The organism is Nitrospina sp. P1_D6 (genome assembly GCF_052156615.1).
GTDB lineage: Bacteria > Nitrospinota > Nitrospinia > Nitrospinales > Nitrospinaceae > Nitrospina.
In genome coordinates, this window is sequence record NZ_JBQKUN010000002.1 from 124,797 (window position 1) to 139,294 (window position 14,498).

Annotated in this window: 10 protein-coding genes; 7 read left to right on the forward strand and 3 right to left on the reverse strand. The window is 57.7% G+C overall.

All coding sequences use genetic code 11. The annotated features are described in order from the left end of the window. Positions 1 to 18: 18 nt before the first annotated feature. From hflC to ACTRXA_RS04255, 6 genes are all read left to right on the forward strand, one after another. Positions 19 to 867 carry a protease modulator HflC gene (hflC, locus tag ACTRXA_RS04230; protein ID WP_442425963.1) on the forward strand — a complete coding sequence of 283 codons (849 nt, stop codon included), beginning with the start codon at positions 19 to 21 and terminating at the stop codon, positions 865 to 867. A 47-nt stretch (positions 868 to 914) separates the two neighbouring features. Further along, positions 915 to 2,279: a Trk system potassium transporter TrkA gene (gene trkA / locus ACTRXA_RS04235; RefSeq protein WP_442425964.1), complete on the forward strand. Its 1,365-nt coding sequence runs from the start codon at positions 915 to 917 to the stop codon at positions 2,277 to 2,279. Beyond that, the gene (locus ACTRXA_RS04240; RefSeq protein WP_442425965.1) at positions 2,279 to 3,751 is read left to right on the forward strand and encodes a TrkH family potassium uptake protein; all 1,473 of its coding nucleotides are present in this window, start codon (positions 2,279 to 2,281) and stop codon (positions 3,749 to 3,751) included. Before trkA ends, ACTRXA_RS04240 begins: the two co-directional genes overlap by 1 nt. Positions 3,752 to 3,945: 194 nt before the next feature. Continuing rightward, positions 3,946 to 5,763: a sodium-extruding oxaloacetate decarboxylase subunit alpha gene (gene oadA / locus ACTRXA_RS04245; protein WP_442425966.1), complete on the forward strand. Its 1,818-nt coding sequence runs from the start codon at positions 3,946 to 3,948 to the stop codon at positions 5,761 to 5,763. After that, entirely contained in the window at positions 5,763 to 6,977 is a 1,215-nt protein-coding gene (locus ACTRXA_RS04250; RefSeq protein ID WP_442425967.1) for a sodium ion-translocating decarboxylase subunit beta, read from the forward strand. Before oadA ends, ACTRXA_RS04250 begins: the two co-directional genes overlap by 1 nt. Position 6,978: 1 nt before the next feature. Further along, positions 6,979 to 7,257, forward strand: a complete 279-nt coding sequence (locus ACTRXA_RS04255) for an OadG family protein (protein WP_442425968.1) — start codon at positions 6,979 to 6,981, stop codon at positions 7,255 to 7,257. 22 nt (positions 7,258 to 7,279) lie between these two features. Here ACTRXA_RS04255 and ACTRXA_RS04260 read toward each other — a convergent pair whose 3' ends face one another. Together ACTRXA_RS04260 and ACTRXA_RS04265 are read right to left on the reverse strand one after the other, a co-directional pair. Beyond that, positions 7,280 to 9,253, reverse strand: a complete 1,974-nt coding sequence (locus ACTRXA_RS04260; protein WP_442425969.1) for a tetratricopeptide repeat protein — start codon at positions 9,251 to 9,253, stop codon at positions 7,280 to 7,282. A 23-nt stretch (positions 9,254 to 9,276) separates the two neighbouring features. Further along, entirely contained in the window at positions 9,277 to 13,149 is a 3,873-nt protein-coding gene (locus ACTRXA_RS04265) for an AsmA family protein (protein WP_442425970.1), read from the reverse strand. 165 nt (positions 13,150 to 13,314) lie between these two features. Between ACTRXA_RS04265 and rlmB the strand changes: the two genes are divergently transcribed. After that, a complete protein-coding gene (gene rlmB, locus ACTRXA_RS04270) occupies positions 13,315 to 14,094 on the forward strand; it encodes a 23S rRNA (guanosine(2251)-2'-O)-methyltransferase RlmB (protein WP_442425971.1) in 780 nt (259 codons plus the stop codon). A 50-nt stretch (positions 14,095 to 14,144) separates the two neighbouring features. Here rlmB and rpsU read toward each other — a convergent pair whose 3' ends face one another. Then, positions 14,145 to 14,336 carry a 30S ribosomal protein S21 gene (gene rpsU / locus ACTRXA_RS04275; protein ID WP_042251552.1) on the reverse strand — a complete coding sequence of 64 codons (192 nt, stop codon included), beginning with the start codon at positions 14,334 to 14,336 and terminating at the stop codon, positions 14,145 to 14,147. Positions 14,337 to 14,498: the final 162 nt, after the last annotated feature.

A 14,498-nucleotide genomic window follows, 5' to 3' on the forward strand; every position in this document is an offset into this window, starting at 1 on the left:
AAGCGGAATCAATCGATTATGAAACAGGCCAGTGTCATTGGACTCATTGTTCTGCTCATCGTGTTGTACAGCTCGATGTTCACCGTCAAGATGACGGAAAACGCCGTGGTCCTTCAGCTCCAGGAATACAAAAAGACCATCACCGAGCCCGGACTGTATTTTAAAATCCCGGTCATCCAGTCGGTGAAGTACTTTTCCAAACAACTGCTGGTCAACGACGATGAAGCCTACGAAGTCATCACCAAGGACAAGAAAACCCTGCTGATCGACAACTATTCCATGTGGCGCATCGTCGATCCGCTGAAGTTCCTGCAGACGGTGCGTACGGAGGCAGGCGGCGCCTCGCGTCTCGACGACCTCATCAAGTCCGAGTTGCGCGTGGAACTGGGTACGCACGACCTGGTGGACGCGATCGTCAACACCCGTGAGCAGATCATGAACAAGGTCACCGAAGAAGTGGATAAAAAGGCGGCCGACTACGGCATCCAGGTGACCGACGTGCGCATCAAGCGGGCCGACCTGCCGCCGGAAATCGCCAACTCCATTTTCAACCGCATGCGCACGGAGCGCGAGCGCATCGCCAAGGAATACCGTTCGGAAGGCAAGGAGGAAGCCACCAAGATCCGCGCCGAAACCGACAAGGAAAAAACCATCCTGATGGCCGAGGCGTATGAAGAAGAACAGAAAATCCGGGGTGAAGGCGAAAAGGAATCGATCCGCATTTACGCCGAGGCATACAGCCGGGACCCGGATTTTTACGCTTTCATGCGGTCCATGGAGGCTTACAAGAATTCCCTGAAAACGGACACCACGGTATTGATGGACGAGAAGTCCGATTTCCTGGAATACCTCAACAAAATCCGTTAGCCGGGCGGGCGGCACCGCGGCCTGCCCCGCTTGAACGACCACCGTCCATGAAAATTCTGATCGTCGGCGCCGGCATCGTTGGGTTCAACCTCGCCCAGGAACTGTCCCACGAGGGACACGACATCTCCATCATCGACGAAAACGCCGAGCGCATCAAAACCATCTCCGAAAAGCTCGACGTGCTTGCCATTCATGGCAATGGCTGCATTCCCAGCACCCTGTTGAAAGCCCAGATCCGCGGCGCGGACATGGTGATCTCCGTCACCGACAAGGACGAGATCAACCTCATGGTCTGTTTCCTCGGACAAAAGTTCGGCATCCCAAAACGGTTCGCCCGCCTGCGCAACGTGGAATTGACCGGCGCGAGCAAGGTGTTCAGCCCACAGGAACTGTTCGTCGATTACGCCATCAACCCCGGCGAGATCGTGGTCGATTCCCTGCTCAAGATCATCCAGACACCCAGTTCCATCAACGTTGCCGAATTCGCCGGCGGCCAAATCCTGCTCCGCGGCTTCGAGGTGTCGGAAGACGCGCCGCTGGTCGGCAAGACCATCAGGGAAATCCGCAGTGTGTCGGAGATGAACTCGTTCATGGTGGTGGCCCTGGTGCGCGACGGAAGCCTGCACGTGCCCAAGTTCGAGGACACGGTGCAGCCGAAGGACAAGGCCTACATCGTGATCGACAACGAGTTTCTGCCGCTCGCGCTCCCCATGTTCAACAAAAAGGTAGAGCAGATCCACAAGGTCATCATGTACGGGGCCAACCCCATTTCCATAAACCTGGCGCAGGAACTGCACAAGTTCGTCGACGACGTGTCGATCATCGAACCGAGTCACGACCACGCCACGACCGCCGCCGATTCGCTCGAGCACACCGTCATCCTGCACGGCAACGGCACCGACCCGGACCTGTTCAACGACATCAACATGAAGGACGCGGACCTGTATCTCGCACTGTCCGACAATGACGAGATGAACATCCTCTCCGCCCTGCTTGCGAAAAAGCACGGGGCGAAACGCGCCGCCGTCCTCACCAACGACCCCGATTACCTGCCGATCCTCGATTCCATCGGCATGGACATCAACATCAACCCGCGCCTCATCACCGTCTCCGCCATTCTCAAGCACCTGCGCAAGGGGGAGGTGCTGAACGTGCACAAACTGGCGGAGGGCGAGGCGGAGGTCATGGAGATCGTGGTTCATCCCAAATCCACCGCCGTCGGCAAACGCATCAACCAGCTTCGCATGCCGACGGAGGCCATCATCGGCGCGATTGTCCGCAAGGGCGAGATGATCGTGCCTGCAGGGGCGACGGAGATCGAAGCAGAAGACACGGTGATCCTCGCCACCCTGCCGCAATGCCTTGAAAAGGTGGAAAAAATCTTCAGCGAAAAAACGGGCTTCTTTTCCTGATGAATCTCCAGGCCATTTTCAACGTCGTCGGCGTCCTTCTCATTCTTCTGGGGGCGATTCTGATCGTGCCCCTGCTGGTTTCCCTTTATTACATGGAGCCGGGACTTCACGGTGGCATGGCTCCGCACACGGCGTTTCTCATCGTCGCCATCCTGTCGGTCGTCGTTGGCTCCGCACTGTGGAAGTACCTGCCTTCCGGCATTGAAAAACTGCGCGAACGGGAGGGCTTCGCCATCGTCGGCGTCTCGTGGGTGTCGCTCACCCTGGTTTCCTGTCTGCCGCTCTATTTGACCGGCGCCTGCCCGAGTTTTGTCGATGCGTTTTTCGAAACCATGAGCGGTTTCACCACCACCGGCGCATCGGTGCTTTCCAACATCGACGACCTGCCGCACGGCATCCTGTTCTGGCGGAACCTGATGCAGTGGATGGGCGGCATGGGGATCATCATGCTGTCGCTGGCCATCTTCCCGGCGCTCGGCATCGGCAGTTTCCAACTGTTCAAGGCGGAAATTCCCGGCGGCGCCACCGTCGAGCGCATGCAGCCGCGACTGGCCGAAACCGCCAAGCTCCTGTGGACCACCTACCTCGTGCTGACCGTGGCGGAGATCGCACTATTGGTGGGCGGCGGCATGGGCTGGTTCGACGCCGTCTGCCACACCTTTTCCACCGTCGCCACCGGCGGCTTCTCCCCGCATCAGGAAAGCATCGGCCATTTCGACAATTTGTATTTCGAAATGGTCATCATCACCTTCATGTACCTGGGAGGCGTCAACTTCGCCCTGCATTACCACATGGTTCACCGCAACTGGGACGTGGTGACCACAAACCCGGAGTTGCGGTTTTACACCATCGTCGTGTTGGTGAGCGTGGCCGCGGCCACCGTGGGCCTGTGGGCGCAGACTCCCGAAAACGGTGTCGGCGATGCACTTCGCCGCGCCGCATTCAATGTTGTCTCCATCAACACCACCACCGGTTTCGCCACCGACGACTTCACCCTGTGGCCGGAATACCTGCAGGTGCTTCTGGTGGGACTCATGATGATGGGGGCCTGTGCCGGGTCCACCAGCGGCTCGTTCAAGGCCATCCGCGTCATCATCATCCTCAAGGTCATTTACCGGGAGTTGCAAAAACTCGTTCACCCCCGCGCGGTCATCAGCATCAAGGTCGGGCAGAGGGCGCTGGACAGCGACCAGGTCACCAACGTGCTTTCCCTGTGGGGGCTCTTCTTTGGATTGTCCGGATTGGGCTACCTTTTACTGTCGATCCTGGGCGTCGACAACGCTTCCAGCCTGACGGGCACCATCGCCTGCCTGTTCAATATCGGTCCCGGCCTGGGTTCCGTCGGACCGGCCGGGGATTATTCTTCCATTCCGGATACCGGGAAGTGGGTATTGAGCCTGATGATGCTTCTGGGCCGCCTGGAAATCTATGGCATCCTGCTTCTTTTCATGCCCGTCACCTGGCGCAAATAAGCATAAAATTGAATTGATTTTGGCAGGCTAATCCCTTAGTATTCTCCTGTCCAAATCCTGGGGGCCTCCTCCATCACTCCTTGATTCCATAAGAGTTTATGAGCCAAGGTCGAACTGTGTCCCCAGCCGGCGAACGGCGGCCTGTTGCCCCGTAGCCGTTACCCAACACAACCTTTTCGAAGGATTTCTGTGGGATGAATACCAACACCAATCCTCTTAAAATCACCGAAGTGGTCCTGCGGGACGCGCATCAGTCCCTGCTCGCCACCCGCATGAAAACCGCGGACATGCTTCCCATCGCGGAAAAGCTGGATGCCGTCGGCTTTTTCTCGCTGGAGATGTGGGGCGGTGCGACGTTCGACAGTTGCATCCGGTTCCTCAACGAAGACCCGTGGGAACGCGTCCGCGTGCTCAAAAAGAAAATGCCGAAAACCCCGTTCCAGATGCTCCTGCGGGGGCAGAACTGCGTCGGTTACCGCCATTACGCCGACGACATCGTCGAACGGTTCGTGCAGAAATCGGCAGACGTTGGCATCGACATTTTTCGGATTTTTGACGCCCTGAATGACCTCCGGAACATTGAGGTGGCCGTCAAGACTGCGAAAAAGGCCGGTGGCACGGTCGAAGGCTGCATCAGCTACACGGTGAGCCCCGTTCACAATATCCCGCTTTACAAGGACATGGCCAAGCGGATCGTGGAGATGGGGTGCGACATCCTGTGCATCAAGGACATGGCCGGCCTGCTGACCCCGCAAGTGGCGGGTCCGCTGATCAGCGAATTGAAAAAGGAAATCCCGCTTCCCATCCACCTGCACACGCACGCCACCACGGGGCTGGCCGGAATGAACATGCAGGCCGCCATCAACGCCGGCGTGGACATGGTGGACACGGCGATATCCAGCCTGTCGATGGGCACCTCGCATTACCCGACGGAATGCATCGTCGCCGCCACCCAGGGCACCCCGCGCGACAGCGGGCTGGACCTGGAACTGCTGGAAGAAATCTCCGCCTATTTCAAGGAAGTGCGCAAGCATTACTCCCAGTACGAAAGCAATTTTGTCGGCGTGGATATCAATATCCTGCAAAGCCAGATCCCCGGCGGCATGATTTCCAACATGGAAAACCAGCTCCGCGAACAGAACGCACACGACAAGCTCGACGAGGTGTTGAAGGAAGTGCCGCGCGTGCGCAAGGATCTGGGATACCCCCCGCTGGTCACGCCGACCAGCCAGATCGTCGGTTCGCAGGCCACATTGAACGTGCTGACCGGCGAGCGCTACAAAATCATCACCAAGGAAACGCGCGAGTGCGTGCTCGGCAAGTACGGCAAACTGCCTGGCGAACTGGAGCCCGAACTGGTGCAGAAAATCGCGCAGGAAGAAAAACTCATCGACTGCCGCCCGGCGGACCTGCTGGATCCGGAATGGGAAAAGATTTCGGCGGAAGTCGGCGACAAGGCGAAATCGGACGAAGACCGGTTGACGTACGCGATGTTTCCGAAGGTGGCGTTGAAGTTCTTTGAGACGCGCGGCAAACCGCTTGCTGAAGCGGCCCCCGCCGCGGCCTCCGCCAACGGCAAGAAAGGCGCACCGGCTGCAGCCCCCGCGCCCGCCGCTTCTGCGGCTCCTGCCGGACCGGCGGTGTACGATGTGAAGGTCAACGGCAAACTCTACACGGTGGAGGTGGGCCCGGCCCAGGCCGGTGGTGCCCCGGCACCCCAGCCCGTGGCAAGCGCCCCTGCGGCGGCGCCAGCTCCGGCTCCGGCGCCCGCACCGGCTCCGGCGGCATCCTCCAACGGAACCAAGGCCATCACGTCCCCGCTTCCCGGATCTGTGTTCGCCATGAAATGCAAGGTGGGCGACCAGGTCAGTGAAGGCGACACGGTGATGGTCCTCGAATCCATGAAAATGGAAACCGAGGTCCACTCTCCGTATTCCGGAACCATCAACAGCATCCTGGTTCAGGAAGGGGCTAACGTACAAACCGGCGACGAACTCATTCTGATTTCATAATGGACTTCACATTTCAAGACGCTATAAATCGGATTCTCCATTCCACCGGGTTCGCGGTGATCGAAGGAGGCCAGATCATCATGATCCTGGTCTCGCTCGTCCTGCTGTACCTGGCGATCTGGAAAAAATTTGAGCCGCTTTTGCTGTTGCCCATCGGCTTCGGTTGCCTCTTGGCCAACCTGCCGCTCAGCAACATGGCAAACACCAACGATGGCGGCCTGCTGAACATTTTCTACTCCGGGGTCAAGCACGAGGTGCTTCCGCCGTTGATCTTCCTCGGCGTCGGAGCCTTGACAGACTTCGGTCCCTTGCTGGCCTATCCGGTGACCCTGCTTCTGGGCGCGGCGGCGCAGGTGGGCGTGTACACCACGCTGATCGGTGCGGTCGCTCTCGGGTTCAACCTGCAGGAAGCCAGCGCCATCGGCATCATCGGCGGCGCGGACGGCCCCACATCGATATTCCTGGCGGCCAAGCTGGCTCCCCATTTATTGGGACCCATCGCCGTGGCCGCGTATTCGTACATGTCGCTGGTGCCACTCATCCAGCCGCCCATCATGCGCGCGCTGACCACGGAGAAGGAACGCAAGGTGAAGATGGAGCAGTTGCAGCCCATTTCGCCCACGGTGAAGATCCTGTTTCCCATCATCTCCACCCTGGTCTGCATTCTGATGCTTCCCGGTGTCGCGCCCCTTCTGGGCATGTTCATGCTGGGCAACCTGTTCCGCGAATCCGGCGTCACCGCGCGCCTGCATGAAACCGCACAGACGCACCTGATCAACATCGTCACCATCCTGCTGGCCCTGGCTGTGGGATCGTCCATGACAGCGGAATCGTTCCTCACGCTGGACACGATCAAGATCATCGTGCTGGGTCTATTGGCGTTTGCATTCGCCACGGCGGGAGGTGTGCTGTTTGGAAAACTGATGTACATCGTGTCCGGAGGGCGGGTGAATCCGCTGATCGGCTCGGCGGGCGTGTCCGCCGTACCCATGGCGGCGCGCGTGTCCCAGAAGGTGGGTCAGGAAGAAGACAAATCCAACTTCCTGCTCATGCACGCGATGGGACCCAACGTTGCCGGGGTTATCGGCAGTGCCGTGGCGGCGGGCGTTTTTCTATCGTTGTTCGGCGACATCGGGCCCGCCACCGAAGGCGCCTCTCACGCGGCGGTGCAAACCATCGAACTGTTCGCAGCCAATACGGGAGCCGGAAACTGACATGAGCCCGATTATTCTTACTTCCATCAAGGTTTCGTTGCTGGCGCTGGGCGTCATCTTTCTCGTACTGGGGATTCTGATCGGGGCCATCAAGGTGATGACTTCGCTCATACCCTACCGGGCGCCCGCCCCGGCTCCGGCCAAAAGCAAACCCACCGCCGCCGCTCCTGCCGCGGCCGCTTCGCAGGAAGATGAACACATCGCCGCCATTCAGGCAGTGATGGCACACCATTTGCCCGGACAGGAGAACCTGCAAATCACCCAGATCTCCTCCAGGTAACCGGGTTTCCCGCTCCACCGCATCAGGTGGCGGAGCCTTTGTGTTCGTGAATTTTCTCCAGATTGGCCTGGGCCGAAACATGGCCGGGCCGGAGCTGCAAGGCCTTTTTCAATTGCTGCTCCGCCTTGTCCAGGTACCCCGCCGCCATGAGTGCCTCCGCGAACGCGTTGTGCATATCCGCATTGTCCGGGCTTAAAAAAACCGAGATCGAAAACTCCACAATGGCGGCGTCAAACTGCTTCCTTTTTTTATAAAGGTTCCCCAGGTTGGCGTGCCCCTCAGCCAGATCGAAATTGGTTTCGATGGCCTTTTTATAGAATCGCTCGGCCTCTTCGGGCTGCTTCAGCTCCTCGAACAGCAAACCGAGGTTGTTATACGGTTGGGCGAAATCGGGTTTGGTGGCCACCGCCTTGCGAAACCAGCTCTCCGCTCGTTCATGATCCCCTTTTTGCATGTACAACAATCCCAGATTGTTCTCGACCATCGCGTCCTGTTTCACCGCCAGCGCATTGTGGAACATTTTTTCCGCCTGTTCCCATTGCCCCCGTTTCTGGTATGCCAGCGCCAGCAGGTTGTACGGCGGTTCATAATCCTCCTTGATGCGGATGGCTTGCCGAAACATGTCCATCGCGCCGTCTTCATTGCCCTGTTTATTGTAATAGATGCCAAGGTTGGTGTGCGCCCGTGCCAACTTGTCGGGGAAATGCGCAATCACCCACTCCCAGAACACACCGGTGTTCTTCCACACGGGAATCTGCTTGATGGTCCACACGCTGGTCACTCCTATAACCACAATAGCGAAATACCCGATGATCACGCTGGCCAGCACCTCGCGCCGCCTCTCGGCAAAAAACCTCCACAATCGGATGACTCCAAGGGCCAGCAGCACATAAAAACCGAGCGTGGGAATGTAGGTGAACCGGTCCGCGGCGGCCTGACCGCCGACTTGAATGATTCCGATCACAGGCGACAGCGTAACCAGGTATATCAACCAAACCGTCATCCAGTAGCGGCGGCCTTCATTCCACTTGACGACACAGAACCAGCAGATGACAAAAAACGTCGCCACCTCCAGCCACATTCTCACATTCCAGTCGGGAAAGGGATACAACGGCACCAAGGGTTGCGGCCACAAGGTTTTTTCAATGTAGAACACGGTGCTTCTCAACGCGTTCACGATACGGACGGTGAAACTCAACTCGTCGATCGCGACCACCGCACCCTGGATTTTCTGCGCGATGAACGTAATGACCGCCGTGGCGAAACTCATTACAAAATGCGGGATCTTTTCAGTAAAACACTTCCAGGCATCGGTCCGGCTGGATATCCGGTTCAAGGGATACAGGTCCAATATCAGAACGACAACGGGAAACGTGACAGCCATGGGTTTGGACATCAAAGCCAGCAGGAACAGGAACAGCACCCACCGGTACCAGCGGCGACGTTCGCTCTTTTCGGTGGCATCGGCATACCGCAGGTAAGCCAGCAGCGCGCTGAACATGAACAGCGCGCACAGCAGGTCCTTTCTTTCCGCCGCCCAGACCACCGACTCCACGCGAAGCGGGTGAACGGCAAACACGAGCGCCGCCCAGGCGCAGGCCAGAAGCACTCCGCTCCGCTCCCTCAGCCCGGGGTGCGCCCGGTTGGCAAAATGAAAAATCAAAAGAAAAACCAGGAACGCATTGATGCCGTGCAGGACGATGCTCACGAAATGATGGCCCGCCGGTTCCAGCCCGAACAGACGATAATCGATGGCATGGGACAACCACGTCATCGGCTGCCAGTAAAACGGCTGCAGACTGAACAGCATATGCAGGATGTTTTCCGGAGCCAGCGACCGGATCATCGTGTTGCCCAGGATGTAACCGTTGTCATCCCAGTCCACGAATCCATTGTCCAGTGCGGCCCAGAAAACAATCAAAACGAAAAAAAACAATGCAAGAAAAACCAGCGGCAATGCCGGTTTGGATGAATCGGAGAATTTGAGTCGGATCATGGGGCCGGTGCGGGATCGGGTTGTTAATTCTGTCCTGTTTGTTCCTTGTCTCCGGAAAGGATATACTGCGGCGTTCTCAGTATGGCGCCGAACATGCCCACCACTTTTTTACCCAGAGAGGTAATGGGTACCGTTTTGACCTCAGGATTTTCAAACGGTCCCCGAATTTGGTAATAACTTTTAAATACGCTTTCCTCTTCTCCGGCGGTGATGATTTTACCGACCAGCGGAATTTTTTTGAAGAACGAATCCACCGCACGCCACGGTGCCACCCCAACCGTAGTATCCATGTTGCGCGCGTTCAGATCAAAGGAACCGACGAGGGTCATCAACTGTTTTGGGTTTTCGAAAATGAAATTCTCGGTGACCGCCACTCCATCCTTGAGAGCAAAGTCCCCTTTGATCACCTTGTAATCTTCGAACGGACCGCTTCTGCGTTTGGCAGCTTTTTCCGGTTCCAGCGAGTACCCGAACAACTGAATGGTACCGTTCAGCAGGCGCCCGGTCTGGATCTGCCCGTTTCGGACACGAAGCACCAGCGTGCCGTTCAGCGTGCGGGTGAGTTCCGGTAAACTGCTGCCGCGTGCAGACACGCGGGCTTCCAGCCGCTCCAGCGTTCCAGTCAGGCAGTTTTCAAACAGCCCGCCAAACACATTAAAAAACCCTTCCGCCCGTGTCCCGGTCGAAACGATATGGGCCGAGAGTTCCGGCGACTGCTCCGGCGCCGTCTTCAGAACCGCGCTGACATCAAATCGATCGCGTCCCTTTCGACCCCATCTCAGGGTGTCCGTGGACACGGTTCCTCTTTCAAACCGGAACGTTCCCTGAAAATCGTGAAAGTGCGCTCGAGGGATCGTCAACCTGGCCAGGTTGATTTTCAAGGACCCCGACCCCTGCTGGAACCAGGGCGACGCCGTCCATCCTGCCGTCATCGCTCCGGTGGGTTCGGAGGAATCCGGAACGCTTTCTTTTTTGAACTGGGTCATGTCCAGCGCCTTTCCACTGACATTCAGATCCCATTCAGGCTGTTCCGTGGCGACGAGTTTACCTTCGATGGTCAGGGGCGTTTTGCCGAGAGTCACCCTGCCCTTCGTCACCTTCACCACGCGGTTGGCAAAGAACAGTTCCCCATTCACCCACACCGGCATGGGTACCTGTTCGGGAGCAAACCGGACCTCGCGCAATTCGATCCGGCCCTGGTAATTTGCCGATTCCGGCTGGTCCAGCAACCCCTTTCCCGAAATGTCGAAGTCCAGAACTCCGGCGCGGGCACCGCGCAGGGGTTTGATGTAGGGAGAAAGGGAGGCTACCTCGAAACCGCTGGCTCCCAGCTTGAACTCGAACCGGGTGGGGTCTTCAAGAACGAGGGTGGCGGTGCCGGAAACCCGGTTTCCGTTCAACCCAACCGCCAGCGTTTTGAAGTCGATTCCATCCTGGTCGGAAAACACCATCACCGTTTCGATGGTATTGGGAACCGCTTCAGGTTTGGCAAGCAGGTCCCGGTATGAATACGACGCTCCCGTGAGATCGATGGAACTCTTCAATGTAACCGACCGCTTCGTCCAGTGCAGAACGGACTCCACCTGAACCACCCCTTCGTACGGAAGTGTTTCCAGAAAGGGAACATCGATGAAATCCTGTTTCTGGAAATCGGAAGCCGTCGCCTTGAGCACCAGTTCCGCCTTGGGTTCTCCGGGATTAAAAAATGTTCCCTGCAGCCGGATACCGGAATCCCCATAGCGTGCTTCGCTGGTCTCAAACGAAACTTTATGCCCGTCAAAGGAAAGCGATCCGGTCACCTTCCGTAAGGGACGAAACCGGTCACGGTAGAGAAACGACACATTGTCGAAACGCACCGTGCCGCTCATCCTGGTTTGTTTTTTCGGGTCGGCAAACCGCTCCTCGCGATACTCGATGTTCAATGTCCCATCCGATACTTCCATTTTGCTAAGGAGGCGGCCGAAACTTCCGGAAACCGCCGTCGCAGGAATGAACTGTTTCGACTGCAACGCCCCGAGGTCCACCTGCGCCGTGAGCTCGGTCTTCACCGCACCGGCAGAAAGATGCGTGATCCCGGAAACATCATGAAAACGGTGGTTGCGGCATTCCGCCGAAAAATCCACAAACCGCAATGTCCACCGGGTGGCCTGGCTTTCACCGGCCAACGCATTCTGGAATGCGACCGTTCCCTCAATTTTCTGAAAGGGAGACATCATGCTTCCGGCCTGGAACGAAGCCTCCCGCACCCGGCTCTCTCCCTGGACCGCCCATTGAGCCGGTGACAACAGGGGACCCGACAGGGTCAACTGCGTTTCGCTTTCCCCGCTGGCCTGCTGGATCGACTGCAACGCTTTTTTCAGGCTCCCCGCATCTTCCAGCGTACGGGCCAACGCGACCAGGTCGTCGATTTTCGCATGCGCTTCCAATTGGGTTTTCATGTGCGGTTCGGTGGTGAAGTCGCGGATCACGCTGTCGATGTTGGTAAGTGTCACTTTTTTCCACCGGGCCCGCTCCAGCTTCACCATGGCACGGCCTTCATCGTATTCCAGCCTTCCCGTCACCGCCTTGAAAGGGGCAAGTTCGCCATCTCCATTCACGTTGTCCAGGTTCACGATCACCGAGAGTTTACCGGACAGGGTGCCGGCCAGGATTTGCTGCAACTCGTTCCATCCCCCGCGAAACGCCGCCGATTCCACTTCTATCTGCCCGGATTTCCAGTAGCGAAGCGCAGACGAACGCACCTCCTGCGGGATGAGGTGAAACGGAAACGTTTCGTCCAGCTGAGCCGGAGACAAGGGGGAAGCGCGCATCCGAAAGGCCATCCCGGGATCCGCCGCAGGAAACGGGGTGAGGGCTCCCTGCACCTGAAACCGGAAATCACCCATGGTGTACCCGGCCTGGCGCACTTCCAGCGCCCCGGGCGTCCACACCACGTCGTATTCAAACCCTCCGGCAGGGGGTGCATCCGCCGTTGTCAGTGAGGGCGTTTCATCCCCCGAGTCGAACTGGTGTTCCAGCGTGCCCGATGCTTCCAGAATCGTTCCCCAGGTGCCGGAAAAGTTGGATCGCAGGCGCAGAATGGCGGGGCGCATTTCGAATTTCAGAGCCTGCTCCCAATAGGGCCTGAGCCGCTCACTTCGCAACCGGTCGGCCTGCAAACGGCCGGAATAATGCAATGCCCCCAGATTATCGAAACCCCCGGCGAAATCGACTTCCCCTTCCAGAGAGAGATCCGGTTCGTTCAATTTGTGCGGGGACCAGGCCGCCTCCATTTTCAACTTCACCTTCGCCGCCAAAAGAGGCCGGGACAACGCCAGGTTTACAGAATGCAAAGTGACTCTGGAGGGCGACCCCTCGCTGTCCGGAACCGAATGATCGATCCAGCGCAGTGTGCTCTGTTCCATTTCGATGCTGCGGATCGTGCTCATCCACAACATGGATGGGGCTGCGTTCTGTCCCTGGGTGGAGTCGGAGGAAACTGATTTCGAAAACGGCAGGCGGCCTTCCCGGTCGCGCACCAGTTGAATGTCCGCACCCTCGACCTCGACGCTGTGAATGGACACCTGCTGTTTGGAAAGGAAAGGAAGGATGCGGAAACCGATCCACACCGATTGAGCGGAAAATTCAATCTGCGGTTGCCCGCCGATTTCAGGCGCGTCGGTGTTGAGCAGCCTCAGCCGGTTGAGACGCAGGCCCAGCCCGTCTTCCTCAATATCCACTTTCACCGATTCCAGCGTCACGGGCTGGCCCACCAGATACTCCAGTTCGGCGATGACCATGCCCTTCACCGTCTCTTCATCGCTGAGGCGGAGGTAAAGCAATGCACCCACTCCAACGCACAGAAGCAGCACCGCAACCAGTAACCGAAGAAAGAGTTTCTTTTTGGAAAAGGGCATGGTAAGAATACGTGGACGACCGCTTGTTTTTAAACGACTATCCAGTCAGGTGGGAACGGGTCCCCGAACCTCAGTGTAACGCATTCGAAGACGGTGTGCCTCCAAGATTGCAACCCTGTGCATCCCCGGGGTAGGGAAGACGCCGCCCCGCCTGCCATCGCCCCCATGTCCGATCAAACCAGTCAGGAATGCGTTTACGGCGTGCATCCGGTACGCCAGGCGCTGGAAACAGGTGCCCGGCACTGCTATAAAATCGTCCTTGAAAAGGACAAAAATCCCGCCCGCCTGCGCGACATACAATCTCTCGCCAAAAGCCGCAAAATCCGAATCGAATCTCTGCCGCGAGACGCCTTCCGCAAACGCTTTGGGGAGCAGGGGCAGCAGGGGGTGGTGGGATTTTTCGCACCGGTACCGACCCTGGGGCTGCGCGAATTGATGGAACGGGCGCTCAAGGTGACGGAGCGACCGGTGGTGGTCCTTCTCGACGGCATTCAGGACCCGCAGAATTTGGGCGCGCTGATCCGCTCGGCCTACGTGCTCGGCATGCAGGGAATAGTGGTGCCACGACACCGTGCGGTGCCGTTGAATGAAACCGTGGCCCGGTGCTCCGCCGGTGCCATTGAGCACCTTCCGGTGAGCGTGGTGACCAACCTGAACAACGGCATCGCGGCACTCAAGGAGGCGGGGTTCTGGATCGTCGGGGTGGACATGGAGGGCAACCGCACCTGCGACCGGTTCGAATTCGACATGCCCGTTGCACTGGTGATCGGCGGCGAGGGCAAGGGCCTGCGCCTGTCCACGCGCAAGGCCTGCGATTTCATCGTCGCCATTCCCATGGACGGTCAGCTGGGATCGTTGAACGCTTCGGCGGCGGGAGCCATCCTGTTTTACGAAATCCTGCGGCAACGACGTGCCGCACCCCCTTCCAAACAGAAAAAGGGCTGATACCGGAAGTATCAACCCTTTTTAAATCTATCGTAAACCCGATCGACTGATCAGGAATAACCCCTTCGCTGTGCGGATTTGCGCTTTTTCTTTGCTTCTTTCTGTTTGCGCTTTTTCTTGACTGAGGGTTTTTCGTAAAACCGGCGCCGCTTCAGTTCTTTCAGCAAACCTTCCTTGGTCATTTGGCGCTTCAAGGCTTTCAATGCTTTATCGACCTGATTCTGATGGACAACGACTTCCAGCAAAAAAACCAACCTCCCAGAATAAGTGGAATTTGTACGTAGGGGTCTTTATTTTTAGAGATGTAATTATCAAAAAATGCCGGAGGGAAGTCAAGCGCTATTGATTGGAATCTTCCGTTTTCAAGACCTTTTGGACTTGTTTTTGAGGCGCCCGGTCTGGTA